Origin of the sequence: Lentzea flaviverrucosa (assembly GCF_003350445.1) — a bacterium.
In the GTDB taxonomy this organism is placed as follows: Bacteria; Actinomycetota; Actinomycetes; order Mycobacteriales; family Pseudonocardiaceae; genus Lentzea; species Lentzea californiensis.
Map to the genome: position 1 here is coordinate 287429 of NZ_QQAU01000009.1, position 23792 is coordinate 311220.

Genomic DNA, 23792 nt, shown 5'->3' on the forward strand with positions numbered 1-23792 from the left:
TGATGGAGCTGTCGGGAAAGGTCGCGATCGTCACCGGTGCCGGTCGCGGGCTGGGCCGGGCGTACGCGGAAGCGTTGGCACGCAACGGGGCCCAGGTCGTCGTCAACGACGTGGACGAGGTCGTCCACGAGGTCGCGGCAAGCATCGGCGGACGCGCGGTGATCGCTCCGGTCGGGACGGCCGAGACCGCCCAGTCGCTCGTCGACGCCGCCTTCGAGGAGTTCGGCCGGCTCGACGTGCTGGTCACCAACGCGGGCATCCTGCGCGACCGCGTGCTGTGGAAGATGAGCGACGACGACTTCGACGCCGTGATCAACGTGCACCTGCGCGGCACCTTCACCTGTGCACGCGCCGCGGCCGTGCGGATGCGGGAGCAGGGCACGGGCGGCAGCCTCGTGCTGGTCTCGTCGCCCGCCGGCCAGCGCGGCAACTTCGGTCAGACCAACTACGCCGCCGCCAAGGCCGGGATCGCCGCCATGGCACGGACCTGGGCGCTGGAACTGGCCCGGTCCGACATCGCCGTCAACGCGGTCGTCCCGGTCGCCGCCACCGAGATGACCCGCACGATCCCGGCGTTCGCGCCGTTGATCGAGGAGTCGGAACGCACTGGCGCGCCGCTGCCAGGGTGGGTGCGGCGCGACGAGGGCCTGGGCACCGTCGAGGACGTCGCCGAACTGATCGTGTACCTCGCCTCGGACGCGGCGAAAGGCGTGACCGGACAGGCGATCGGCATCGGCGGCGACCGGCTCGCGCTCTGGTCGCACCCCGCCGAGAAGCAGGTCCTGTTCGCGGACGGCGGCTGGCAGGCGGGTTCGATCGCCGAGCGGTTCGGCGAGTTCGAGCCCGAGACCTACGGGATCCCGCAGCCGGTGGCGCCGTGAACACGCCCAGCCTGGATGTGGACGGCCTCGTCGCCATCGACGTCCACACGCACGCCGAGATCTCCGGCGACGGCCACAGTTCGCTGAGCCCGGCACTGCTCGAGGCGTCCGCCAAGTACTTCAGGGCCGCCCACCGCCAGCCGACGATCGCCGAGACGGCCGCGATCTACCGCGAGCGGAAGATGGCCGCGGTGATCTTCACGGTCGACGCGGAGCACGCCACCGGCCACCCGCGCATCTCCAACGAGGAGATCGCCGCGTCCTGCGCCGAACACGCCGACGTGCTGATCCCGTTCGCGAGCGTCGACCCGTGGAAGGGCCGCACGGCCGTCCGCGAGGCCCGCAGGCTCGTCGAGGAACACGGCGTGAAGGGCTTCAAGTTCCACCCGAGCCTCCAGGACTTCTCGCCGGACGACCGGATGGCGTACCCGCTCTACGAGGTGATCGAGGAGCTCGGCGTCCCCGCGCTGTTCCACAGTGGACAGACCGGTATCGGCGCCGGCGTGCCCGGCGGTGGCGGCATCAGGCTCAAGCACTCCAACCCGATGCTCGTGGACGACGTCGCCGTGGACTTCCCGCACCTGCGGATCGTGCTCGCGCACCCGTCGTTCCCGTGGCAGGACGAGGCGCTCGCGGTGGCCACGCACAAGCCGTTCGTGTACATCGACCTGTCCGGCTGGTCGCCGAAGTACTTCCCGCCGCAGCTCGTCCGCTACGCCAACACCGTGCTGCAGGACAAGGTCCTGTTCGGCTCGGACCACCCCGTCATCACCCCGGACCGCTGGCTGGCCGACTTCGCGAAGCTGGAGATCTCCGACGACGTCCGTCCCAAGATCCTCAAGCACAACGCCGCCCGCCTGCTCGGACTCGTGAAGGAGGACGCGTGACCATCTCCGTCAACGGAATCGCAGAACTCAAGGCCCTGGCGGGAAGCAGCCTCGGGCACACCGACTGGCTGCAGATCGACCAGGGCCGCGTCGACACGTTCGCCACCGCCACCGACGACCACCAGTGGATCCACGTCGACCCGGAACGCGCCGCCTCCGGCCCGTTCGGCGGCACGATCGCGCACGGCTACCTGACGCTGGCGCTGCTCATCCCGTTGATGACCGAGCTCCTCGACGTCTCCGGCGTGCGGATGAGCCTGAACTACGGGCTGGACAAGGTGCGGTTCCCCGCGCCCGTGCCGGTCGGCGCCAAGATCCGGCTGCTCGGCCAGGTCGCGTCCGTCGAGGACGTGCCGGGCGACGGCGTGCAGCTCACCGTCGACTTCACCGTCGAGATCGAGGGCTCCCCGAAGCCCGCTTGTGTCGCACGTGCCGTCTACCGCCACTACACATGAGGTGAAGTCATGGCGCCAACAACGCAGTTACGCCGTGCCGTCGCGTCGAGCTTCCTCGGCAGCGTGATCGAGTACTACGACTTCCTGCTCTACGCCACGGCCTCCGCGGTCGTGTTCAACAAGGTCTTCTTCTCCTCGCTCGACCCGCTGGTCGGCACGATCGCGAGCTTCGGCACGTTCGCCACCGGCTACCTCGCCCGGCCGCTCGGCGGAATCCTCTTCGGACACTTCGGGGACCTGCTGGGGCGCAAGAAGATGCTCGTGCTGACCATGAGCCTGATGGGCGTGGCGAGCTTCCTGATCGGCCTGCTGCCCACCTACGCCCAGGTCGGCTGGCTCGCGCCCGCCGGGCTGATCCTGCTGCGGGTCCTGCAGGGCATCTCCGTCGGCGGCGAGTGGGGCGGCGCCGTGCTCATGTCGGCCGAGCACGCCACCTCCCGGCGCGGGCTGTGGGCGAGCTTCACCAACGCGGGCGCGCCGTGCGGCATGGTGCTGTCGACTCTCGCTCTGAGCGGCACCGCGGCACTGGTCGGCGAGCAGGCGTTCCTCGACTGGGGCTGGCGGGTGCCGTTCCTGCTGAGCCTGGTGCTGCTGGGCATCGGCCTGTTCGTGCGGATGAAGGTCGAGGAGACGCCGGTCTTCAGGGCGGAGCGGAAGCCCGGCTCGATGCCGTTGCTCGACGTCCTGCGCAACCACCCGCGCACGTTGCTGCTCGGCATCGGCGTCGGCCTCTCGGCGTTCGTCGCGCAGTCGACCCTGACGACGTTCGTGCTGGCGTACGGCGTGCAGGCGGGCAACAGCAGGCAGATGATCCTCAACGCGCTGACGCTGTCCTCGGCACTGGCGGTGATCGGCATCATCGGCTGGTCGGCGATGTCCGACAAGGTGGGGCGGCGGCCCGTCGTGCTCGTCGGCGCCGTGCTCATGGCGGCGTTCGGGTTCGTGCTGTTCCCGATGGTGGACAACGGTTTCATCGTCATCGCGCTCGTGCTCGGCCAGGCCGTGATCCACCCGATGATGTACGGGCCGCTGGCCGCGCTCTACAGCGAGCTGTTCAACACCGGCAGCCGCTACACCGGCGCCTCGCTCGGCTACCAGCTGGCGGGTCTGGGCGCGGGGCTCGCGCCGTTGCTCTTCGCGCAGGTGCAGAAGTCCTCCGGCACGGGCGCGATCCCGTTCATCCTCGCGGCGTTCTGCCTGCTCACCGTCCTCTGCACGGTGACGCTGCACGAAACCAGCCGGACCAGCCTGACAGGAGACAGGGATGCGCAACGCGGGACTGGGCAGCTGGCCACGCCGCCGAGCACGCATGGCGCCGAAGCGTGAGGCGTTCACCTTCGACGGGGTCTCGACCTCGTACGAGGAGGTGGCCGTCCGCACCAACCGGCTGGCCTGGCGGTTGAGGGAACTCGGCGTCCGGCACAGTGACCGGGTCGCGTACCTCGGCCCGAACCACCCTTCGTTCGCCGAGACCATGTTCGCCACGCACCTGCTGGGCGCGATCTTCGTGCCGTTGAACTTCCGCCTCACCCCGGCGGAGGTCAACTACCAGCTCGCCGACTGCGGCGCGCACGTGCTGGTGCACGCGCCGTCGCACGTCGTGGAGCACCCACGGGCGGTGTCGCTGGCAACGTACGAGGACTGGCTCCTCCAGGGCTCCGACGAGCCGCTGGACGAGCCGGTCTCCATCAACGACACCGCGTTGATCCTCTACACCTCCGGCACCACCGGCAGGCCCAAGGGCGCGCTGCTCAGTCACGCCAACCTGCTGTGGAACACCTTCAACCTGATGATCGGCGTCGACATCGCCTCGGACGACGTCACGCTGGTCACCGCGCCGCTGTTCCACGTCGCCGCGCTCGCCCAGACGTTGCTGCCCACGTTCATCAAGGGCGGGCACAGCGTGATCACCTCGCGCTGGGACGTCGCCGAGTGCGTCTCGTTGATCGAGAACCACGGCGTGACGTGGATGTTCGGGGTGTCCACGATGTACGCCGACCTGGCCGCCTCCTCGTCGTGGCCCGGCGCGGACCTGTCGTCGTTGCGGGTGCTGCTGTGCGGCGGGGCGGCGGTGCCGGACGCGGTGATCCACGCCTACCAGGACCGGGGCCTGGTGTTCTGCCAGGGCTACGGCCTCACCGAGACCGCGCCGGGAGCGACGTTCCTGGAGGCCGCCGACAGCGTGCCGAAGGCGGGCTCGGCCGGGCCGTGCGTGTTCTTCGGCGACCTGCGGCTGGCGGAGAGCGGCGAGATCGAGGTGCAGGGCCCGAACGTCACGCCGGGCTACTGGAACGACCCGGTCGCCACCGCCGCCGCGTTCACCGAGGACGGGTGGTTCCGCACCGGCGACCTCGGGCGGCTCGACGACGGGCACCTGTACGTCCTCGACCGGCTCAAGGACATGTACATCTCCGGCGGCGAGAACGTCTACCCGGCCGAGGTGGAGAACGCGATCACCTCGCACCCGGACGTGGCGGAGGTCGCCGTCGTCGGGGTGCCGGACCAGCGCTGGGGCGAGGTCGGGCGGGCGTTCGTCCGGCCTCGCGACGGTGCGCTGGTGGACGCCGCCGGGTTGCGGGAGTTCCTGGTGCCGCGCCTGGCGAAGTACAAGATCCCGGTCCACGTCGAGGTGGTCGCCGAACTGCCTCGCACGGGGTCCGGAAAGGTCCTCAAGCCCGCGCTGCGCCGGTTGCCGCTGTGACCGCGTGGCGGGCCAGGACCGTCTGGACCGCCTCGTCCACCGAGTGGGCCATGGCCTTCTCGGTGGGCGCCCAGTTCACCAGCAGCATGCGGGGCCAGAACGCGAAGTTCGAGATCATGCCGAGGAACTGCGTGGCGGCCAGGACCGGGTCTTCGACAACGAGCGTGCCGGCCTCGTGTTCGGCGGCGAGGTAGTCGCGCACCGAGTCGAAGAACGGCTGCTTGCCCAGCTTGAACTGGGTCTGACCGAGTTCGGGGAACCGAGGCGTCTCGGCGATCACGATGCGGAACAACGCGACCATGCCCGGCCGGGTCAGCAGCGCCACGTACCGGTTGCCGAGCGCGGTCAGGCCCTTCGCCGGGTCGCCGGGCTGCGAGGTGAGCGCGCCCTCCTCCGTGCGCCAGTAGTCCGTGACGATCGCGTCGAACAGCTCGGCCTTCGTCGGGAACTGCTTGAACAGCGTCGCCTTCGACACCCCCGCCGCGTCGGCGATGCGCGCGAGCGACGTCTTGTCGTAGCCGGATTCCAGGAACAGCTCCGTCGCCGCGTCGACGATCGCCGTCCGCTTCTGCTCCGCCATGCGTTCGTGGTAGGTCGGCACGCCGTCCAGTATGCCATGAGGTGAGTCACTTGACTCACCATGCCGCTCGTGTCTACCGTTCCGAGGTGAGTCACTCAACTCACCACTGGAGGACATGATGGGACGCTTCGACGGCAAGACGGTGTTCGTCACCGGCGCGACGAGCGGGATGGGCGCGAGCCACGTGCGGGGCTTCCACGCGGAAGGTGCACAGGTCGTGATCGCCGCACGCGACCTGGACGCGGGCTCGAAGGTCGCCGAAGAACTCGGTGAGCGGGCGTCCGCCGTGCGGCTCGACGTGACGGACGAGGACGCCTGGGCCGAGGCCGTCCGGGCTGCGGAGGAGCGGTTCGGGCCGGTGTCGGTGCTGGTCAACAACGCGGGCGCGCAGCACGCGGCCGCACTGATCGAGGACACCTCGCGCGAGGTCTGGGACCGGACCCTGGCGGTCAACCTGACCGGGCAGTTCCTCGGCATCAAGCACGCCGCGCCGTCGTTGCGCAGGGCCGGCGGCGGGTCGATCGTCAACATCGCCTCGACGATGGGCAACGTGGGTTCGCCGTTCTACGCGCCGTACGTCGCGAGCAAGTGGGCGCTGCGCGGTCTGACCAAGACCGCCGCGCTGGAACTCGGCCGCGACGGGATCAGGGTGAACTCGATCCACCCCGGCGTCGTGTCGACGCCGCTGATCAACGAACCGGTCGAGGCCGGTCAGCCGGCGATCGGCGACCTCTACTCCCCCGCACCGTTCGCCGTGCCTCGCCTCGGTGAGCCCGGCGAGTTCACCGCGCTGGTGCTCTACCTGGCGTCGCAGGAGGCGGCGTTCGCGACCGGCTCGGAGTTCGTGCTGGACGGCGGTCTGCTGCTCGGCCCGGCACTAGCCGCGTAGGTAGTCCGCCACCGGGCCGAAGGTGAACAGCCCGGTACCTGCCACGAACTCGTCCTTGGCGGGCAGGAGCAGCGCATGTGCGCGCTCCGCGAGTTCGTCGTCCCGCAACCGCGTCGCCGCCATCGCCAGCAGGCAGGCACGGACCTCCGTGAGCAGGTCCGCCGGCCCGTCGGGAAGAGCACGCGCGGCTTTCAGCGCCTCGTCGTGCGGCAACGCCAGCGGGCGCACCCAGTCCAGGTGAGGGCCCCAGTCGTCGGCGAGGTCCACTGTGGACGGGCCGTGCAGGCTGAGCAGGGCCAGCGGCAGCAGTCCGCGTTCCATGCCCCAAATGCCGGTGCCCCGGACGCGACCGGCCGCGGCCCGGTATGCACTGTCGGCTTCGGCTTTCCTCCCGGCCGCCGCGAGCTTCAACGCCGCGTACCAGTCGGTGAAGAGGCCGACCAGCGGCAGGTCGTGGCGTTGTGCCAGCTCGTCGGCCGCGGCCGCGTGCTCGTCGGCGGCGGCGAAGTCGGCCAGCGCGGAGCAGGCCTGGACGAGGACCAGGTGGCCCAGCACCTCGTGGGTCACCAGGCGGCCGGACGCGACCTCGAGGAGCTCCCTGCCGATCGCGGCACGGTCCGGAGCCAGGCCGGTGCGGTGGAAGGTGTGCATGAAACGGGCGTTCAGGGCGAACGCCAGCAGTTCGGGGTCGCCGAGGGCATGTGCTGTGGCCTCGGCTTCCCGTGCTTCACCGAGGCGGGTTCCGGTGCCCCGGTCCTCCATGGCGATGGTGGCGAGCAGGCGGGCGCGGGTGGCGGTCGGGCCGGGGAAGGCGGGCAGGACCCGTTCCGCGGCGGCGACGAGTTCGGCGGAGTGGGCCGGGTCGTCGTTGGTGGTCCAGATGCCGGGCACGTCGAACGACCCGATCACCTCGGCCACCTCGTCCGGACCTTCGGCCAGCCGCAACGCCGCCGACCTGTGCTCCCTCGCCCCTTCCAGGTCCCCGCTCACCGCCAGGGCCCTGACCAGGCCGGTCAGCAGGTCGAGCCGTTCCGAACCGGCCGCCGCGAGCGCCGCGCGCCACAGCCGCACCGCCTCACGCGGTGATCGGTTCCCCGCCGCCGCCTCGGCGAGCGCGCTCACCGCCTCAGGACTCCGCGTACCCGCGAGGGCGTGGTGATGAGCGAGCAGTTGGACGTCGCCAGGTGGCATCGCCTCCGCCACCACGGCGTGCCAGCGTGCGCGCCTGGTCAGCGACACGTCCTCGTACAGGGTGTCGCGCACCAGCTGGTGCGTGAACCTGGCGCGGCCGGGTGCCACCTCGACGACGAAACCGGCCTCGATCGCCAGGTCCAGCGCGTCGAGCACGTCGTGACCGGCCAGTGCGTCCAGCAGGTCCACCTCGACGTCCCTGCCCAGCACGGAGGCCTGGTGCAGCACGGTCCGCGCCTCGGGCGGCAGCCCGGCGAGGCGGTGGCGCAGCACGTCCCGCACACCGGCCGGCACCGAGCCGAGGTCGCCTCCCGAGGCGACGAGTCGGCGGAGTTCCTTGACGTAGAAGGGATTGCCGCCGGTGCGGTGGTGGATCGCGCGCGCGTCCCGTGGTCCCACCAGTGCGGCGACGGCCTCTTCGTCCAGGCCGCCGAGCTGCACGCGGACCGGTTCCGCACGCGCCAGGGCCTCCGACGGCACCGCGGAGCGCGAGGTCGCGACGATCAGCACGCGGCCGGAGAGCACACGGCCGGTGAACGCGGCCAGCACCGCGAGGGTCTCCTCGTCGGCCTGGTGCAGGTCGTCCAGCACGACCAGCACAGGCGCGGCCGATTCCACAGTGGACACGATCGACAGGCGGAGCTGGAACCGTTCCGCGGCAACCAGTTCCTCCCCCAGTGCCTCCACCACCTGCTGCCAGGGCCACGCCACGGGCGCGTCCTCCTGACAGCGCGCCCACACCGTCCTCCACCCCCGACCGGCCAGCAGCTCGGTGAACGCCGTGGCGAGGGCGGTCTTGCCCACGCCGGCCTCACCCGTCACCAGCGCGAGCCCCAGACCGGCTGCCGGGACGGCGGTGTCCAGCAGCGCCAGTTCGGCGGCGCGCCCCACCAGCGACGGCTCGGACGAGGGCAGCAGCCGCGGCGACTGGGCCAGGATGTCCGACTCCAGCGAGCGGAGTTCCTCGCCCGGATCGACACCGAGGTTCTCCACGAGCGCCTGCCGCGCCTCGCGCACCGCTCCCAGCGCGTCGCCCTGCCGGCCCTCCCGGTACAGCGCCAGCGCGAGCAGGCTCCACGCCTTCTCGCGCCACGGATGCCCGGCCAGGTGAGCGCGCAGGTCGGCGACGACCTCGGCGGAACGACCGAGAGCGAGGGCGGCGGCAGCACGGCGTTCGACCGCGACCAGCCGCAGCTCCTCCAGCCGGTCGATCTCGGCCCGCGCCCAGTGGAAGTCGGCGAACTCGGCGTACGCGGGCCCGCGCCACAACGCGAGCGCACCGTCCAGCACGGACAGGTCGCCGCCGAGCACCTCCTCGAACCGCCACGCGTCCACGTCCGACGCGAGCAACGCGTACCCCGCACCCTCGGTCACCAGCAGCGTGGAGGGAGTCCGGGGTGGACGATCGGGCTCCAGCGCCTTGCGCAGTGCGCCGACGAACGTCTGCACCGTGCCGACGGCACCGTCCGGCGGGTCCTCCCACAGGTCGTCGACGAGCGTGCGCACCGGCACGACCCGGCGCCGGGCGACCAGCAGGCGCGCCAGCACGGCCCGTTGCTTCGGGCCGCCGAGGCGGGCGGATCCCGCGGTCAGCGGGCCCAGCACCCCGAACGTCACCACGCGCTGACCCTAACGCTGATCCGTTGCTGATCGGGCACCCGCACAGTGGGCTCGTGAACCACACCGCATTCGACCACCAGCGCGTCCAGGTCTCCGACGGCGTCGAGCTCGCCGTCGCGAGCACGGGGTCGGGGAGCCCCGTCGTGCTGCTGCACGGCTTCCCGCAGACCCACCTCATGTGGCGGCACGTCGCCGCCGAACTGGCCGCCGACCACACCGTGATCATGCCCGACCTGCGCGGCTACGGCGACAGCGACAAGCCCGCCGACACCGGCCTCACCTACTCCAAGCGCACCATGGCCGCCGACGTCGTGCAGGTCGCCCGCGCGTTCGGGCACGACACGTTCGCCCTGGCCGGACACGACCGGGGCGCGCTCGTCGCGTTCCGCACCGGCCTCGACCACCCACAGCACGTCACGCACCTCGCGTCGCTCGACGTGCTGCCGACGCTGGACATGTGGGACGTCATGCACGGCACGTCCGCCGCCGTCGGCTTCCACCTGTTCCTGATGGCCCAGCCGCCCGGCCTCGCCGAGCAGATGATCGGCGCGACCCCGGACGCGTTCTTCGGCCACTTCCTCGACGTCTGGGGCGCCGGGCCGTTCCCCGAGGACGTCCGCGCCGAGTACCTGCGCGCGAGCCGCGAGGCCGTCACGTCGATCGTCGCGGACTACCGGGCGTCGGCGACGATCGACGTCGAGCACGACACGGTGGACAGGAACGCGGGCAACCAGCTGCGGATGCCGGTCACCGTGCTGCAGCAGGACTGGGGCGCGGCGCTCGGCTTCGACGCCAGGGCGCTGTGGCAGGCCTGGGCGGCCGACCTCGACCACCGCACGGTCTCCTGTGGACACTTCATGGCCGAGGAGGCACCGGACGTCGTCGCGGCGGCGATCCGCGACCTGCTGAAGCGCTGATTCCCGATGTCACCGGCCGATCTCAGGCCCTGACGCGGCCCTTGGTGGTCCACATCCGGTAGCCGGCCGACACGGCGTCGTCCTCCGAGGCGAACGCCATGTCGCCCTTCATCCGCCGGTAGTACGGGGAGTCGGGCGTGTGGTAGACCATCGTCTTCGAGTTGCCCTTGACCGGCAACGACTCCTGCCGCGGCGGCTTCGGGGCGGCCGGTGCCGGCGGCTGTTCGGCGATCACCACCTGCTCGGCCGCCGGGCGGGGTGCGGGCAGGGCGAGGCGCGTCTTCGGGCGTTCGGGCTGCAGGCGACCGCGGACCGACAGCCACGTCACCAGCGAGCCGACGGCGAACGACACCAGGCACAGCAGGAACATCTGGGAGAACAACCAGAGCACAGCGAACTCCTAACGGACGACGACGTCGACCTGGCGGGTGGCCGGGTCGTACTCGCCGCCGGGGGCGGGACGGGTCTCGATGGCGATCAACGCGGGGGCCACGCCCTGACCGACGAGGACGTCGCGGACCATCTCGCCGCGTTTGGTCGCCATCGCCTGGTCGGTACCGTGTGCCACCAGCGTGATCGAGGCGCGCGGGGCGACCAGCAGCATGCGGCCGACGCGCTCGATGAGCACGGGGCCGTGGCCCTCGTACGCCGTGGTGCCCTGCACGAACCGGATCGCGCCGTTGCCGTTGACCAGGCGGGAGATCGAGTCGTGCAACGCCTCGACGTTCAGGTCGCCGGCAGCCGCGGACGAGCCGACCTCGATGCGGTCGGTGACCTGCAGGCCGTTCGCCGCCTCCCGGACGGCGTCGCGGACCGCCGTGGCCCTGGCCTCGTCGGGCACTCGGGCGGCGACCACGACCTGTCCGTTGTGGACGGTCGTGGTCACGTCCGACACCTTCGCGGACAGCGCGGCGGTGAGCACCCGCCCGATCACGGCCGGCGGGATCGGCAGCAGGCCGCCCAGCCGGAGCGCGGCCGTGACGCGGTGGCCGTCGGTCCGCACGGCCTCCAGCAGCGCACGGCGTTCCGCGTCGTCGGCGACCGCGCCGGACACCAGGACCTCACCGCCGCGCACCGCCAGCAGCAGCTGCTCCGGTTCGGCCGCACGCACGTCGGTGACACCGACGCCGTTCACGTCGGACACCACGGCGCGCACCGCGTCGACCGAGCGCGGCGAGACCTCGCTGACCACGACCGACCGGCCGTCCACCGCGACCACGCCGTGGTAGCCGGCCTTTCCCAGCGCGGTACGCACGTCGGAGTGCAGCGTCCGTTCAACGCCACCGCCGTAGACGAACACGCCGGTGGTGGCGAGCAACGCGGGCACCAAGAGCCCGCCGATCCAAACAGCGTGAGGCAAGCGCACGGCGAACTGGGTATCGGACCTCGTCGCCGGAAATCCAGCCAGTCCAGCCATTCGGACCGAACTTCACCCGGTCAGGTTGCCGGGTGGAGCTCGGACCTCATCTGCTAAGGCGGCACACGCCCTAAGCGACCGTGGCGCGCGTCCGGCGCCAGGCGACCACGATCAACGCGATCAGGCCGAACAGCGGGATCGTGCTGATCGCCCAGGACAGCCCCATCGGCGGCCCCGGCTGCTCCATCACCTGCAGGTTCTTCAGCTCGCCCGTGCCCGCGCCCGCCGGTCCGTCGACGTCGAAGCGCATCGTCCACGCCCCCGGCTCGGGCAGGGCGAAGATGTCGAGGCCCCACACGTCGCGCTTGCGGGGGTGCCGTGCCAGCGGGCTGTCGTCGCTCTCCACGTCCCCGCGCAGCAGGGTCAGCGTGCCCTTCTTGCCCTCGATCCCGTTCTCCGGCACGAAGGTGAAGTCCAGCGACTGCATGGCCTTCACCGGCCACGTGCTGAAGCCGATGGTCAGGTCGTACGGTCCCGCCTTCACCTTCTCCGTGTGCACCACGTTGACCGGCTCGAAGGCCAGCGCGGGAGTGGTCAGCCCGAACAGCAGGGCGGCCGTGCCCACCAGGCCCAGCAACGTCTTACGCATGGCTGTCGTCCTTTGCTGGTGCGAGGTGGCGGAGCATGTGGCCGAACCGCCGGCCGAGCATCCCGGCGAGGGCGCCGAGCACCGCGCCCGCCACGACGGTGGCCACGTACCGTTCGAGGGCCGGGAAGTTGCTGCCCTGCACGAGCATCCGCTGCAGGGGCGCGCAGGCCGTGATGATCACGCCGCCGACGGCGCCGGGGATCCAGGCTGGCAGTCCCCGCAGCAGTTCCACGGCGACCGCGACGAGGAGCAGGCTCATCGGGATCATGTTGGGCAGTCCGGGGATGCCGTCGGCGTAGTCGCGCAACGGCAGGCCGGTGGCGTCCGCGTAGACCTCGGTGGCCCACGGGGAGAACCACCAGAACACGGCTTGCAGCACCGCGACGACGACTCCGACGGCGAGCGCGCCGCCGCGCCGGTTCAGGACGTACGCGCCCATAAACAGGATCATCACCGAGAAGAACGCGCTGCCGGCGTTGACCGTGTTGACGGCACCGCCGGGCAACGCGCGCAGGCCGAGCACGGTCACCATGCTGAACGCGAGCAACGTGCCCGCCGCGGCGGCGATGCCGTAGGTCCCCCAGCGCTGGTCGCGGGCCACGGCGAAGACCATGACCGCGCCGACCATCGTGATCGAGATCGACAGCAGCAGCCCGATGTGCGGCGGCGAGTCGATCACGGCGTCGAAGCCGTACAGGCCGTGCCACCACTGGTCCCACAGCCCGTAGACGAGGAACAGCGCCGCGCCGATGCCGGAGACCAGGTACCCGACGGGGGCGGCGAACGTGCGGCCGAACACGCCGACCGCGCGGCCGCCGACCACCGGGTCGACCGCCCTGCCGCGCTTGGAGTTCGCCGTCGTCAGCAACACGACGGCGAGGCTCGCGAGGCCGGAGATCGCGCTGCCCGCGTACAGGAACAGGTGCGGCAGGGTGAAGAACGTGTCGGGCCCGACGTCGGAGTGCCACTGGATGTCCCAGGTCAGGCCGATCAGCGAGATCAGGGTGCCGCCGACCACGACGCTCGCCGGGACCAGCCCCCTCGGGACCGTCCTCGCCGGCGACGCTTCGGTCGCCGTGATGTGCACAGTCATTCCTCCCCCTTCTAGGTGAGCAGCAGCGGGATGACGACCCGCTCGCCGCGCAGTGACAAGGTGATTTCCCATTGGCCGGCCATGAACAGGTCGACGCCCGCGACCTGGTACCGGCCTGGCGCCCGCGGTGCCGCCGTGATCGGGGCGAGTGCGTGGCCCATCTGCGGCATGGCCGGTTCGACCGTCACGTCGCCGTCGGCGGCGTTGCCGGACCGGTCGGTGACGAGCAGGTCGAACGAGTTGCTGCCGGACCGGGTGCTGGCGGGCGTGAGCTCGAACCGGAGCTGCGCGCTCTCCGCGAGGTGGGGCCGGGCCTCCACCCCGCGCGGCCAGAGCACCAGCAACGCGGCCGCCACCGCGATGACGGCGGCCACGACTGCTGTCGTAGAGCGCTTCACTTCGAGGCCACCTTCCCGGCCGGGACGTCGACGACCTTCGGCACGGTGACGACCGAGTAGTCGCGTTCGACCTGGATCCACACGAGGTACCTGCCCGGCAACGGGAACGAGTAGGTGAACGGCACGTCCGGCCCGTAGGCGGCGACGCTCTCGTCGGGTTTGTCGGGCATTCCGGGCGTCGGCGGGAGCATGGAGTGCACGTGCGCCCAGATCGGGGCGTTCACGGCGTCGTCCGTCACCGGGCCGACGACGATCATGTGCCCGAGCATGCCCAGCCACGGCTGCAGGTCGCGCTCGCCGAACTTCGCGGTGATCGTGCTCGGCCTGCCCGCCTCGCGGATCTCCACCGCCGTCTCGGCCGTCGCGTCGTGCCGGGGCGCGGCCGTGCCGGAGACCGCGACGCTCGACCGCAGCAGCTGCACTCCCCCGCCACGCCGGGCGATCTCGGCGGCGACGGCGTGCGTGCCCTGTTCGGGGTCGGTCAGCCGGGCGCGGAACTCGCCGGGCGCCGTGCGGACCGGGTGCAGGTGGCGCAGGTGCCCGGACGGCGACACCACGACCAGGTGGACGAACGCGCTGTCGTGCACGAGCAGGTCGTCCACCGGCCGTCCCGACGAGCCGTCGGTCAGGTTCAGCACGAGGTCCTTGCCGTCCATGCCGGGCACCATGTTCACCGGCGGCCGCGAGAAGTCCACTATGGACGTTCGCTCGTAGGGGTTCGTGACGTTGTCGTACGTCGGGTCGAGCTGCGTGCCGGGCGCCGCGACGGGCGGGATGCTGGGCGCCAGCAACGCCGCCGTCACCCCCACCGCCACCGCGGCGACCATGCCCGCCGTGGGCACGAGCGCGAGGCCGACCTTGCCGAAGACCGCCAGCAGGAGTGCCGCCAGCAACAGGACTCCGGCCGCGATGAACCCTCCGTAGGTCGCGTTCTCCCACGGCGACGGCACGAGCGCCGGCACGACGAACGGGATGGTCGCCTCGTCGACCGCGAGCTCCCACGGACCGGGCCGGTCCACGTGCAGCAGCCCGGAGTGGAAGCCGGGCGTGGCACCGAGGACCACCTTGGTGGTGCTGCTGGGCGCACCGGCCGCGCGCAACGTCAGGGTCAGCTCGCCCGGCGGCGTTCCGGCGTGCGTCACCACGTCGACGTGCACCGGCCCCGGCACCTCCGCGACCCGCCGGATGATCACCGTCAGGTCGCGGTCGCCGAGGCTCTGCGCGACGTGGACGTCGGCACCGGACTGGGCGCCGTCGGCCAGCGCCGGGGCGGCGATCCCCAGGAGTGCCGCCAGCGCGAGCAGGAAGGTCACACCACGTCGTTTCATCGCGACCGAACGTATCGATCATGGCTTCGCCGCCGCATCACTGCGAAGACGGAAATCGCATCCCCCGCGCGGGGGATGCCCGACCCCTGCGAAGCGGGAGGTTCTCAGGGACGCCGTCCGGCAGGATTGCGCTCGATGGATCTGATCAAGCTGCCCCTCAAGCACCAGTCGTGGCTGGTCGCGACCGTGTGCATGGTCGTGGACGGCGGGTTCGTGCTGCTCGACCGCGAACCGTTGCCGCAGACCGTGGTCGTGCTCCTGATGACGCTGGCCGTGGACGCGATGCTGGCCGGTCCGGCCCGGCTGTCGCTGTGGGTGGCGGCGGCGCAGGCGGCCGTGCCGGTGATCGTCCTCGTCTCGATGCGCAACGGGGTCGACGCCAACGACGCCGGCCTGCTGATCGCCGGGTACCGGGCGGGGGCGTGGCTGCGCGGCACCCCGGCGTACACCTCGCTCGGGCTGCTCTCGGCCAGCCTGATGGCCTGCATGGTCATCAACGGCTACGGCCCCCTGTACGCGGTGCTGGTGGCGGGCAAGGGCGCGCTGCTGCCGTGGCTCGTCGGCCGCTACACGACGGCGCGCCGCGCGTACCTGGCCGAGCTGGAGAAGCGCTCGGCGATGGCCGAGAAGGACGCGAAGGCGGCGGTCACCAAGGCGATCACCGAGGAACGCGGCGCGATAGCCCGCGACCTGCACGACGTGATCATCCACCACGTGAGCGCGATCAACCTGCACGCCGGCGCCGCACGCCTCGGCCTGCCGGGAGGAAATCCGAAGCTCACGAGCTCGTTGCGCGCCGTCGAGACGTCCAGCCGCGCGGCCATGGCCGACCTGAGGCACCTGCTCGACCTGCTGCACGGCGACAAGTCCGAGGGCGCGCGGCAGCCCGGCCTCGACAACCTCGACGAACTGCTCGACGGCGTGCGCGCGGCGGGCAGGCCTGCCCGGCTCGAGGTGCGCGGGCAACGGCGGGACGTGCCGGAGTCGTTGGACATCACGGTCTACCGGATCATCCAGGAGATGCTCACCAACGCCCTGCGGCACGGCGACGCGTCCGGGGTGACGGTCACGCTGGAGTACGCGCCGGACTCGCTGACCGTCACCGCGCAGAACGTCACGGGCCCCGGCGACGACTCCGGTTCGGTGCGCCGCGGCCTCGTCGGCATCCGCAACCGCGCGGGCATGTTCACCGGCACCACCCGGTCCGGGCTCGAACCGGACGGACGGACCTGGCGCACCGTCGTCACGTTCCCCCTGGAGGCGTCATGACGTTGACCGTGCTGCTGGCCGACGACCACGCGATGCTGCGCTCCGGCATGCGCGCGATCTTCGACACGCAGGAGGACCTCCGGTGCGTCGCGGAGGTCGCGGACGGCAGGGCCGCGGTGGCGGAGGTCGCGCGGCTGCGCCCGGACGTGGCCGTGCTCGACATCCGGATGCCGAAGCTGGACGGGCTCGGCGCGACCGAGATGATCCTGGCCGACCCGGCGAACCGCACGAAGGTCCTGCTGCTCACGACCTACGACACCGACGAGTACGTCTACCGCGCTCTGAAGGCGGGGGCCAGCGGGTTCCTGCTGAAGTCGCTGCCGCCCGAGGAGCTGATCTCGGCGGTGCGGGTGGCGGCGCGCGGGGACGCGTTGATCGACCCGTCGGTGACGCAACGGCTGATCGCGCGGTTCGCCGTCAGCCTCGCCCCTCCCCCGACGCCACCGGAGCTCGAACTGCTCACCGCGCGCGAACGGGAGGTGCTGCAGCTCGTCGCGGCGGCCTGCAGCAACGCCGAGATCGCCGCGCGGCTGCACGTCGGGGACGAGACGGTGAAGACGCACGTCTCACGCGTGCTGGCCAAGCTCGGGTTGCGCGACCGGGTGCACGCCGTGGCGTACGCGCACGTCAACGGCCTGGTGCGGCGCTGAGCCGTTCCTCCACGATCCAGGACTGCGTTCGCGCGCGGTCGAGGAAGCGCTCCTCGTCCTCGGCGACGCCGGAACCGGGCGCGAGGACGAGCGAGAGCCAGGTCCGGCGGGTCGCCGCGTCGGCGAACTTCATGTGCGTGACCACGTCGAACTCCGCCGGGAAGCCCCGCTCGTCGTGGGGCGGCAGGTAGTTGCGCACGTAGTAGAACGGGCCGGGCGTGATGCCCAGGATCAGCGGCACGTGGTGGTTCTCGTAGTGGTCGACGAACTCGTCCCTGCTCATGCCCGCACGAGCTTTCAGGAAAGCCATGGTGGTGATCACGGCTCCCGACCCTAGTGGCGCTGATCCGCGAGGACCCCTCGTGCACCCCGCGGACCGGCGGCTCAGCTCTGCCAGACGACCGGAGACTTGACGTAGTCGTCGCCGCGGTTGTACTCGGCCCCCGCGACCTTCAAGCCGTCCTGCGCCGCGCTCAGCACGCACGTCTCGTACTTCTCGCCGGCCGCCTTGAACGTCTTCGGCGCGCTGGTGGAGTCGCACTTCGGGGTGTCACCGCTGATGATCACGCCCGTGCCCTTGCCGTCCTCGCCGAGGCCGCGCAGGCCGATCGAGGTGAAGCTCAGGTCGGTCCCGCTGAGGTTCTCGACCGTGGCCCGCAGGTAGAACGGCGTGATGTTCTTGGCCTTGTCGCCGAACTTCGCCAGGTCCTCCTTCGGGCCCGCCTCGATGGCCGTGACGGTGATGGCGATGGTGCCGCTCTTGTCACCGGTGACGACGGGGATGACCGCGCGGGCGCCGACCTTGAGCTTCGAGCCGGGAGCCGTGACGTCCCCACCGGCCGGAATCGGCGGCGCCTCCTTCGAGGTGGAGGTCTCCTTGGTGCTCGTGGCGGTGGTCGTCGTCGTGTCCGTGGCGGGGGTCGGTGTACCGCCGGTCTCCGAGCCGCACGCCGACAGGAGCAGGCCCGCCGCCGCGACGGAGGCGATGAACAGGGGGCCACGGGCGTGCGTCACTGCGGATCTCCTCGGACTGCCGAACCTGGGGGCGCCCAGGACGTTAGGCCAGATGCCGGAACGGCGGTATCGGTCGTTCGCACCACACGCTGTGGTTCAGAGGTCGTCGAGGCCGATCAGCCCGTCCTGGATCGCCCGCGCGACGAGCGCCGCCTTGGTCGGTGCCTGCCTGCCGATCGCCGCGTACTTGACCCTGATCCGCTCCAGGTGGGAGTTCACCGTGCTGAGCGTGATGTTCAGGCGTTGCGCCACGAACTCCTTCGACTCGGACTGGAACCACTCGACCAGGACCTCGGTCTCGCGCGGCGAGAGGGCGGGCCTCGTGTCCGACCTGTCGCCCGCCAGCGCGCCCGCGAGAGCCGGCGGTGTGTACGACTGCCCCTCGGCCGCCGCCTTGACGGCCTGCACGAGGTGGTCGGCGCCCTCGGCCTTGGTCAGGTAGCTGAGCGCGCCGATCTCCAGGCACTGCAGGACGATCTCGTCGTCGGCGCGCATCGAGTAGACGACGACCCTGCGGCCGTCCTCGACGAGCTTGCGCAGTTCGGACGTGGCGGGCGCGACGCCGCCGAGGTGCAGGTCGAGCACGACGACCGCCGCGCTCGCGCCGGGACCGGTCCAGGCCACCCCGGGGTCCTCACCGCTCGCCACCAGCTCGATGTCCGCTGTGGACAGCCAATGCGCGACTCCCGCGCGCACGACGGGATGGTCGTCGACCACGACCGCCGTCACGTGGTCCGCCATCGCGCCTCGCTCCTCACCAGTCCGCTGTGGACGCTCGTCTCGACTGTCACCGCTCCTGTCCTGCCCGGAGCCGGCAGCGTCTCGGGCGCGTCCGCCACCACCGCCACACGCACCTCCGTCGCGGTGCGCAACAGGCTCACCTTCGCACGTCCGTGCGCGACGGCGAGCGCCTGGGCCATCGGCGCGACCAGTTCGCGACGCACCTCCGTCGGCACCGCCGTGGCCGTGCCGCTGACGGCGAGCGAGACGACGACACCACGCCGTTCGGCGACGTCCACGCACGCGGTCAGTTCGTGCAGCAACGGGTCGGGCACGTCGTCGTTCTCCGCGAACAACCTGCGCAGCTGCACGGCCGCGACCGAGCAGCGCAGCCTGGTCGTCTGGTCGGCCACGCTCGCGCGTTCGTCGGCGAGGTCGGCGAGCAGGGGCAGCAACGCGCCCAGCTGGCCCTCGAACCCGGCGCGCAGGTCCTGTTCCCGCTGGCGGGCGAGCTCCTCGCGGGTGCGGGCGGCGTCGAGCTCGGCGGCGGCCTCGGCGGCCAGCCCGGCGTCGCGGTGCAGCACCTGGGTGACCACCAGGACGCCGAGCTGGAAACTCGTGCCGCTCAGGATCACGACCCCGGCCGTGCCGACGTCACCGCTTCCCTCGCGCGCGAACCACGCGATGCTGAAGCAGATGTGCGCGCTCAGGGCCGCCACCAGCGCCATCGGCTTCTCGACCAGCACCAGCAGCAGGTACCAACCGACCAGGCCGAACCCCCAGTCGGCTGGAGTGAACGACGCCCCGGCGGGCAGCGCGGTCGTCGCCAGCACCGACGAGACGAGAGGTGCCACAGCGAGGTAGGCCGGTGTCGGCACCGCGGCCGCGGCACACCCGGCGACGACCGCCAGCACGGCTGTGAGCAGCCCGTACGCGACCCACGCCGCCGGGCCGTGGGGATGTGCGACGACCAAGGGCAGCATGAGGACGAGCTGGATGGCGAAGACGACGACCAGCAGGACCTGCCTGGTGGTGGTGGCGACGGTCTGATCAGTCATCGGCGGTCCACTCCAGCCGCGCGGTCGTGCCCGCCGGTCCCGACTCGACCACCGCGGTGCCGCCGGCCGCTTCGAGGCGCCCGACCACCGACCCGCGCAGGCCACGCCGGTGCTCGGGCACCTCGGCGGGCACGAAACCCCGGCCGCCGTCCTTGATCACTACCACCGCGCCTCGCGCCCGCGTCACCGTCAGATCCGCTTCGGTCGTGCCCGCGTGACGTTCGACGTTCGTGAGCAGCTCACGCGCGGCGCGCACGAACTGCAGCGCGACCCCGGCCGGCACCGGCACGACCTCGGCCTCCACCCGCACGTGCACGGCACTGTCCCGCGCCACCGCCGTGAGCGCGGCCCCGAGGTCCACGGTCCCCTGCGCGTTGCCCCGTTCGGCCAGCACGACCAGGTCCCGGCGCGCCTGAGCCGCGACCTCCTCCGGATCGCCACCGTGCGCGGCCATCAGGAACGTCGCGGCGGCCGTGTCGTGCAGCAGCGCGAGGTACTCCCGCTCCCGCCTGCCCTGGTCGAGCGCGACGGCCGCGGCCCGGCTCCGTTCGGCGGCGCGTTCCCTGAGCAGGTCCACCCGCCGGCTGGACCTGCGCAACAACTCGTAGGACAGCCGGGCGAGCACCGACTCCAGCACCGCCCGCACGAGCACGCCGGGCCCGGTCGTCACGACCTGCACCGCGAGCAGCGCGACCGTCGCGGGCACGCTGACCTTCGGCGGCCACTGCCACTGCCAGGTGATCAACGTCGTCGTGAGCACCGTCAGCACCCACTGGTCGGCGTCAGCCCCCAGCACCACCGACAGCACCGCGACCCGCAGGAACGCCACCGGCAACGCCACGCGCGGCAGCCGGAAGTCGGCGACCGTGCTGACCGCGACCGCCGCGCACAGCGACCAGCCCAGCGGCGAGTTGAGCGAGAGGGCGCCGAAGAGGCTGATCAGGACGACGCCGGCGCCGCGGATCGGACCCGCGAGACGGGACACCGTCGCAAGCAGCCTCGCCTCCAGCACGTCAGGCATTCTCCGCGAGGGCCACGCGGACCGCCTGGCCGGGCCACTTATCGTCCGCGTATCAGAAAACGCGTACGCCCTCGCAACGGCCGTGCGCCTTCACTGGGGAGCGTGCTCAACACCTGGCAGGAGTGGGTCGGTACGGAGACCGGGGTCGTGGTCGGCGCGGTGCTCGGGATTCCGGTGGCCGTGCTCGCGATGCTGCTCCTGGCGCTCTACCGCAAGCTCGTCGAGAACCCGCACCCGTGGCGAACGGCGCTGGCCGACGTCGGCATGGTCTACGGGACGCTGCCCTGGGTGTGGCTCATCATGCTGCCCGGTGCGGAGCCCGGCACCGCGGGCGAGCTGAGCCTGGTGCCGTTCGCGGACCTGATCGACCTCGTCGAGCACCGGGACGCGGGTCAGATCGTCGGCAACATGCTGGTGTTCGCGGCGCTCGGGTCGTTCGCCCCGCTGAGGTTCGCGGCGCTGCGGTCGGTGTGGCGGGTGCTGGCGTTCGCGGCGGCCTGCTCCGCGTTGCTGGAGATCGCGCAGTTCGTGCTGCGGCTGGACCGGGTGTCCTCTGTGGACGACGTGCTGCTCAACGCAGTCGGTGCGGCGCTGGCCTCACTCCTGTCGCGGTGGTGGTGGCGCCCCAAGCCCGCGCCCGTGGAGGAACGGCACCTGGTCGCGGTGTGAATATGCGGGCGATATGCCGTGCTCCCTAGGGTGGCGGCATGCGTGTGCTGATCGTGGAGGACGAGCCCTACCTGGCCGAGGCCGTCAGGGACGGACTGCGGCTGGAGGCGATCGCCGCGGACATCGCCGGGGACGGCGACACGGCGCTGGAGATGCTCAGCGTCAACTCCTACGACCTCGCCGTGCTCGACCGCGACGTGCCCGGACCGTCCGGGGACGAGATCGCGCGGTGGATCGTCGCGTCCGGCAGCGGCATGCCGATCCTCATGCTCACCGCCGCCGACCGGATCGACGACAAGGCGTCGGGGTTCGGGCTCGGCGCCGACGACTACCTGACCAAGCCGTTCGAGCTGCGGGAACTGGTGCTGCGCCTCAGGGCGCTCGCCCGCAGGCGTGTCTACGCGCGGCCGCCGGTCAGCGAGATCGGTGGCCTGCGGCTCGACCCGTTCCGGCGCGAGGTCTTCCGCGACGGGCAGTACGTCGCGCTGACCCGCAAGCAGTTCGCGGTGCTCGAGGTGCTGGTCGGGGCCCAGGGAGGTGTCGTCAGCGCCGAGGAGCTGCTGGAACGGGCCTGGGACGAGAACGCCGACCCGTTCACGAACGCCGTCCGCATCACGGTCTCGGCGCTGCGCAAGCGACTCGGCGAACCGTGGCTCATCGCGACCGTGCCGGGCGTCGGCTACCGCATCGACGCGGATGGCTAGACCACCGGGGCTCAGCGCCCGCATGAAGTTCACCCTGAGCTACGCGGGCATCGTCGTCGTGGCCGGCGCCGTCCTGATCGGGCTGGCCTGGTGGGACCTGCTGCGCTACGTCCCCGACAACGACCAGGGCCTGCTCTTCACCAGTCCCAACCGCTACCTGCTCTCCCGCATCTTCGGCCGCGCCGCCGCGATCGCCATGGTGTTCCTGGTGGCGTTCGGCCTGGTCGGCGGGTGGATCCTGGCCGGCCGCATGCTCTCCCCGCTCGACAAGATCGCGGACGCCGCCCGGCTGGCCGCGAAGGGGTCGCTGTCGCACCGGATCCGGCTGCCCGGCAAAGCGGACGAGTTCCGCGAGCTCTCCGACGTCTTCGACACCATGCTCGAGAAGCTCGAGTCGCACGTCGGCGAGCAGCGCAGGTTCGCCGCCAACGCCTCCCACGAGCTGCGCACCCCGCTGGCGATCTCGCAGTCCCTGCTCGACGTGGCCCGCCAGGACCCGTCCCTGGTCGACGCCGAACTGCTCGACCGCCTGCACACCGCGAGCCGCCGCGCGATCGACCTCACCGAGGCCCTCCTGCTGCTCAGCCGCGGCGAACGGGGCGTGTTCACCCGTGCGTCCGTCGACCTCTCCCTGGTGGCCGAGGAAGCCGCCGAAACCCTGCTGCCCCTGGCGGAACGGCGCGGGATCGAGCTCGAGGTCACCGGTGAGCCCGCGACCACCACCGGTTCCGCGGAGCTGCTCCTGCGGATGGTGACGAACCTCGTCCAGAACGCCATCGTCCACAACCTCCCGACCGGCGGCAGGGTCACCGTCCACACCGAACCGCAGCACCGGGCGTGCGTCGTCCGGATCGAGAACACCGGCCGGCGGCTCCCCGCGGACCTGGTGCCGACGCTCACCGAACCGTTCCAGCGCGGCGGCGAGCGCGTCCGCGACGACGATCACGCGGGTGTGGGCCTGGGTCTCGCCATCGTGCACAGCATCGTCCGCGCGCACGACGGCGCGTTGGACATCGTTCCGCGCCCGGAAGGCGGCCTGCGCGTCACGATCCGGCTGCCCAGTCCCTGACCTGTGGCCGGACGTCGTCGAAGAAAGCGGTCTTGGCACGGGTGTAGTCGTCGTAGTCCGGCGCGCCCGCGTGTTCGTCGGCGAGCGCGCGCTTGATCTGCTCGTAGCGCCGGGCCTGCTCTGGGTGACACCGCAGCCAGTCGCGGAGGTCCACGACCCACCGCGCGAACGGCGAGTCCGCGCGGCGGATGTGCAGGATGGCGCTCTCGGCCGGCGAGTGGAACAGGCGCTTCTCGTAGGCGGCGTCGTCGGCTTGGTCGCCGGGCCTCCGGGCATCCCGGTGCACGCCAGGGGAATCCGGCCTCGAACCGTGCGCCGGCACGAACGGCGTGGGCGCCAGGACCTCGGTCAGCCGGGCCAGCGACGGCAGATCCGGCATGCGCACCTGCAGGTCCACGATCGGCTTCGCGCCGAGCCCTGGCACCGCGGTCGACCCGATGTGCTCGTAGTCGAAGCCGTCCGCCCCGGGCAGTGCCGCGAGCGCCGACCGCACCCCGGCGAGGAGGTGCTGCGCGCGAAGCGGCCAGGCGGCGTCGTACTCGACGATGACGGCGGAAGGCATGTCTTCACGCTAGGGCGTGTCCCGTAAGTCTCGACCGCGACAGTCGCGGCCGAGGGCCCCGGAGGCGGCACCGCCGCAACACCCGAATACGCCCGGTATGAGGGCGCCGC

At 71.6% G+C, this 23792-nt stretch carries 26 protein-coding genes; 12 read left to right on the forward strand and 14 right to left on the reverse strand.

Translation table 11 applies throughout. From position 1 onward, the window contains the following. Positions 1-2: 2 nt before the first annotated feature. The 5 genes from DFR72_RS27470 to DFR72_RS27490 are packed head-to-tail and all read left to right on the forward strand — an operon-like array spanning position 3 to position 4924. Positions 3-881 carry an SDR family oxidoreductase gene (locus DFR72_RS27470; protein WP_090063428.1) on the forward strand — a complete coding sequence of 293 codons (879 nt, stop codon included), beginning with the start codon at positions 3-5 and terminating at the stop codon, positions 879-881. Between the two features lie 11 nt (positions 882-892). Further along, positions 893-1768: an amidohydrolase family protein gene (locus DFR72_RS27475; RefSeq protein ID WP_090063633.1), complete on the forward strand. Its 876-nt coding sequence runs from the start codon at positions 893-895 to the stop codon at positions 1766-1768. Further along, the gene (locus DFR72_RS27480) at positions 1765-2223 is read left to right on the forward strand and encodes a MaoC family dehydratase (protein WP_090063429.1); all 459 of its coding nucleotides are present in this window, start codon (positions 1765-1767) and stop codon (positions 2221-2223) included. The genes DFR72_RS27475 and DFR72_RS27480 overlap by 4 nt, the downstream gene beginning before the upstream one ends. 9 nt (positions 2224-2232) lie before the next feature. After that, positions 2233-3549: an MFS transporter gene (locus tag DFR72_RS27485; RefSeq protein ID WP_090063430.1), complete on the forward strand. Its 1317-nt coding sequence runs from the start codon at positions 2233-2235 to the stop codon at positions 3547-3549. Further along, complete coding sequence (locus tag DFR72_RS27490) at positions 3488-4924, forward strand: acyl-CoA synthetase (protein WP_090063431.1); 1437 nt, start codon at positions 3488-3490, stop codon at positions 4922-4924. The genes DFR72_RS27485 and DFR72_RS27490 overlap by 62 nt, the downstream gene beginning before the upstream one ends. Here DFR72_RS27490 and DFR72_RS27495 read toward each other — a convergent pair. Then, on the reverse strand, positions 4893-5525 hold the full coding sequence (locus DFR72_RS27495) for a TetR/AcrR family transcriptional regulator (protein WP_245983551.1): 633 nt from the start codon (positions 5523-5525) through the stop codon (positions 4893-4895). The two genes, DFR72_RS27490 and DFR72_RS27495, sit on opposite strands and share 32 nt — an antisense overlap. A gap of 97 nt (positions 5526-5622) precedes the next feature. Between DFR72_RS27495 and DFR72_RS27500 the strand changes: the two genes are divergently transcribed. Further along, entirely contained in the window at positions 5623-6393 is a 771-nt protein-coding gene (locus DFR72_RS27500; protein WP_090063433.1) for an SDR family NAD(P)-dependent oxidoreductase, read from the forward strand. Here the strand turns inward: DFR72_RS27500 and DFR72_RS27505 are convergent. Then, positions 6382-9204 carry an ATP-binding protein gene (locus DFR72_RS27505; protein ID WP_245983552.1) on the reverse strand — a complete coding sequence of 941 codons (2823 nt, stop codon included), beginning with the start codon at positions 9202-9204 and terminating at the stop codon, positions 6382-6384. The two genes, DFR72_RS27500 and DFR72_RS27505, sit on opposite strands and share 12 nt — an antisense overlap. Before the next feature lie 53 nt (positions 9205-9257). Here DFR72_RS27505 and DFR72_RS27510 point away from each other — a divergent pair, with 53 nt between their 5' ends. After that, the gene (locus DFR72_RS27510) at positions 9258-10121 is read left to right on the forward strand and encodes an alpha/beta fold hydrolase (RefSeq protein WP_090063635.1); all 864 of its coding nucleotides are present in this window, start codon (positions 9258-9260) and stop codon (positions 10119-10121) included. Positions 10122-10143: 22 nt separating this feature from the next. On the opposite strand, the gene DFR72_RS27515 is transcribed toward DFR72_RS27510, so the two are convergent. The 6 genes from DFR72_RS27515 to DFR72_RS27540 all read right to left on the reverse strand — a co-directional run bounded on the left by DFR72_RS27515 (position 10144) and on the right by DFR72_RS27540 (position 14946). Then, entirely contained in the window at positions 10144-10512 is a 369-nt protein-coding gene (locus DFR72_RS27515) for a sunset domain-containing protein (protein ID WP_090063434.1), read from the reverse strand. Positions 10513-10521: 9 nt separating this feature from the next. Next, entirely contained in the window at positions 10522-11487 is a 966-nt protein-coding gene (locus tag DFR72_RS27520) for a hypothetical protein (RefSeq protein WP_143086603.1), read from the reverse strand. 121 nt (positions 11488-11608) lie between these two features. After that, positions 11609-12127, reverse strand: a complete 519-nt coding sequence (locus DFR72_RS27525) for a hypothetical protein (protein ID WP_090063436.1) — start codon at positions 12125-12127, stop codon at positions 11609-11611. Then, complete coding sequence (locus tag DFR72_RS27530; protein ID WP_090063437.1) at positions 12120-13220, reverse strand: hypothetical protein; 1101 nt, start codon at positions 13218-13220, stop codon at positions 12120-12122. Before DFR72_RS27530 ends, DFR72_RS27525 begins: the two co-directional genes overlap by 8 nt. Before the next feature lie 11 nt (positions 13221-13231). Beyond that, positions 13232-13618 (reverse strand): FixH family protein, encoded by a 387-nt coding sequence (locus DFR72_RS27535; protein ID WP_090063438.1) that lies wholly within the window; start codon positions 13616-13618, stop codon positions 13232-13234. Further along, entirely contained in the window at positions 13615-14946 is a 1332-nt protein-coding gene (locus DFR72_RS27540) for a hypothetical protein (RefSeq protein WP_090063439.1), read from the reverse strand. Before DFR72_RS27540 ends, DFR72_RS27535 begins: the two co-directional genes overlap by 4 nt. A 135-nt stretch (positions 14947-15081) precedes the next feature. On the opposite strand from DFR72_RS27540, the gene DFR72_RS27545 reads away from it, so the two are divergent. Continuing rightward, positions 15082-16215, forward strand: a complete 1134-nt coding sequence (locus tag DFR72_RS27545) for a sensor histidine kinase (protein WP_090063440.1) — start codon at positions 15082-15084, stop codon at positions 16213-16215. Beyond that, entirely contained in the window at positions 16212-16865 is a 654-nt protein-coding gene (locus DFR72_RS27550; protein ID WP_090063441.1) for a response regulator, read from the forward strand. Before DFR72_RS27545 ends, DFR72_RS27550 begins: the two co-directional genes overlap by 4 nt. Here DFR72_RS27550 and DFR72_RS27555 read toward each other — a convergent pair. The 5 genes from DFR72_RS27555 to DFR72_RS27575 form a co-directional block, all read right to left on the reverse strand. After that, positions 16843-17187 (reverse strand): EthD domain-containing protein, encoded by a 345-nt coding sequence (locus DFR72_RS27555; RefSeq protein ID WP_090063442.1) that lies wholly within the window; start codon positions 17185-17187, stop codon positions 16843-16845. The two genes, DFR72_RS27550 and DFR72_RS27555, sit on opposite strands and share 23 nt — an antisense overlap. Positions 17188-17249: 62 nt before the next feature. Continuing rightward, the gene (locus DFR72_RS27560) at positions 17250-17879 is read right to left on the reverse strand and encodes a hypothetical protein (protein ID WP_090063443.1); all 630 of its coding nucleotides are present in this window, start codon (positions 17877-17879) and stop codon (positions 17250-17252) included. Between the two features lie 96 nt (positions 17880-17975). Beyond that, the gene (locus DFR72_RS27565; RefSeq protein ID WP_090063444.1) at positions 17976-18620 is read right to left on the reverse strand and encodes a response regulator transcription factor; all 645 of its coding nucleotides are present in this window, start codon (positions 18618-18620) and stop codon (positions 17976-17978) included. After that, positions 18605-19657, reverse strand: coding sequence for a hypothetical protein (locus DFR72_RS27570; protein WP_090063445.1), 1053 nt, complete (start codon positions 19655-19657; stop codon positions 18605-18607). The genes DFR72_RS27565 and DFR72_RS27570 overlap by 16 nt, the downstream gene beginning before the upstream one ends. After that, the gene (locus tag DFR72_RS27575) at positions 19650-20678 is read right to left on the reverse strand and encodes a sensor histidine kinase (RefSeq protein ID WP_177224488.1); all 1029 of its coding nucleotides are present in this window, start codon (positions 20676-20678) and stop codon (positions 19650-19652) included. The genes DFR72_RS27570 and DFR72_RS27575 overlap by 8 nt, the downstream gene beginning before the upstream one ends. A 102-nt stretch (positions 20679-20780) precedes the next feature. Here DFR72_RS27575 and DFR72_RS27580 point away from each other — a divergent pair, with 102 nt between their 5' ends. From DFR72_RS27580 to DFR72_RS27590, 3 genes are read left to right on the forward strand one after another with little or no spacing between them, the layout of a single operon-like run. Further along, on the forward strand, positions 20781-21347 hold the full coding sequence (locus DFR72_RS27580; protein ID WP_211335551.1) for a VanZ family protein: 567 nt from the start codon (positions 20781-20783) through the stop codon (positions 21345-21347). A 38-nt stretch (positions 21348-21385) separates the two neighbouring features. After that, positions 21386-22051: a response regulator transcription factor gene (locus DFR72_RS27585; protein ID WP_090063446.1), complete on the forward strand. Its 666-nt coding sequence runs from the start codon at positions 21386-21388 to the stop codon at positions 22049-22051. Continuing rightward, on the forward strand, positions 22044-23120 hold the full coding sequence (locus DFR72_RS27590) for a sensor histidine kinase (protein ID WP_090063447.1): 1077 nt from the start codon (positions 22044-22046) through the stop codon (positions 23118-23120). The genes DFR72_RS27585 and DFR72_RS27590 overlap by 8 nt, the downstream gene beginning before the upstream one ends. On the opposite strand, the gene DFR72_RS27595 is transcribed toward DFR72_RS27590, so the two are convergent. Next, entirely contained in the window at positions 23095-23682 is a 588-nt protein-coding gene (locus tag DFR72_RS27595; protein WP_090063448.1) for a GrpB family protein, read from the reverse strand. The genes DFR72_RS27590 and DFR72_RS27595 overlap by 26 nt on opposite strands. Positions 23683-23792 lie beyond the last annotated feature (110 nt).

What these genes read in the sequence shown, in the direction of transcription:
- DFR72_RS27470 (WP_090063428.1), top strand. Translation starts at nt 3, where the DNA reads ATGGAGCTGTCGGGAAAGGTCGCGATCGTCACCGGTGCCGGTCGCGGG.
- DFR72_RS27485 (WP_090063430.1), top strand. Translation starts at nt 2,233, where the DNA reads ATGGCGCCAACAACGCAGTTACGCCGTGCCGTCGCGTCGAGCTTCCTC.
- DFR72_RS27490 (WP_090063431.1), top strand. Translation starts at nt 3,488, where the DNA reads ATGCGCAACGCGGGACTGGGCAGCTGGCCACGCCGCCGAGCACGCATG.
- DFR72_RS27500 (WP_090063433.1), top strand. Translation starts at nt 5,623, where the DNA reads ATGGGACGCTTCGACGGCAAGACGGTGTTCGTCACCGGCGCGACGAGC.
- DFR72_RS27525 (WP_090063436.1), bottom strand. Translation starts at nt 12,127, where the DNA reads ATGCGTAAGACGTTGCTGGGCCTGGTGGGCACGGCCGCCCTGCTGTTC.
- DFR72_RS27530 (WP_090063437.1), bottom strand. Translation starts at nt 13,220, where the DNA reads ATGACTGTGCACATCACGGCGACCGAAGCGTCGCCGGCGAGGACGGTC.
- DFR72_RS27540 (WP_090063439.1), bottom strand. Translation starts at nt 14,946, where the DNA reads ATGAAACGACGTGGTGTGACCTTCCTGCTCGCGCTGGCGGCACTCCTG.
- DFR72_RS27545 (WP_090063440.1), top strand. Translation starts at nt 15,082, where the DNA reads ATGGATCTGATCAAGCTGCCCCTCAAGCACCAGTCGTGGCTGGTCGCG.
- DFR72_RS27550 (WP_090063441.1), top strand. Translation starts at nt 16,212, where the DNA reads ATGACGTTGACCGTGCTGCTGGCCGACGACCACGCGATGCTGCGCTCC.
- DFR72_RS27565 (WP_090063444.1), bottom strand. Translation starts at nt 18,620, where the DNA reads ATGGCGGACCACGTGACGGCGGTCGTGGTCGACGACCATCCCGTCGTG.
- DFR72_RS27570 (WP_090063445.1), bottom strand. Translation starts at nt 19,657, where the DNA reads ATGACTGATCAGACCGTCGCCACCACCACCAGGCAGGTCCTGCTGGTC.
- DFR72_RS27575 (WP_177224488.1), bottom strand. Translation starts at nt 20,678, where the DNA reads ATGCCTGACGTGCTGGAGGCGAGGCTGCTTGCGACGGTGTCCCGTCTC.
- DFR72_RS27585 (WP_090063446.1), top strand. Translation starts at nt 21,386, where the DNA reads ATGCGTGTGCTGATCGTGGAGGACGAGCCCTACCTGGCCGAGGCCGTC.
- DFR72_RS27590 (WP_090063447.1), top strand. Translation starts at nt 22,044, where the DNA reads ATGGCTAGACCACCGGGGCTCAGCGCCCGCATGAAGTTCACCCTGAGC.
- DFR72_RS27595 (WP_090063448.1), bottom strand. Translation starts at nt 23,682, where the DNA reads ATGCCTTCCGCCGTCATCGTCGAGTACGACGCCGCCTGGCCGCTTCGC.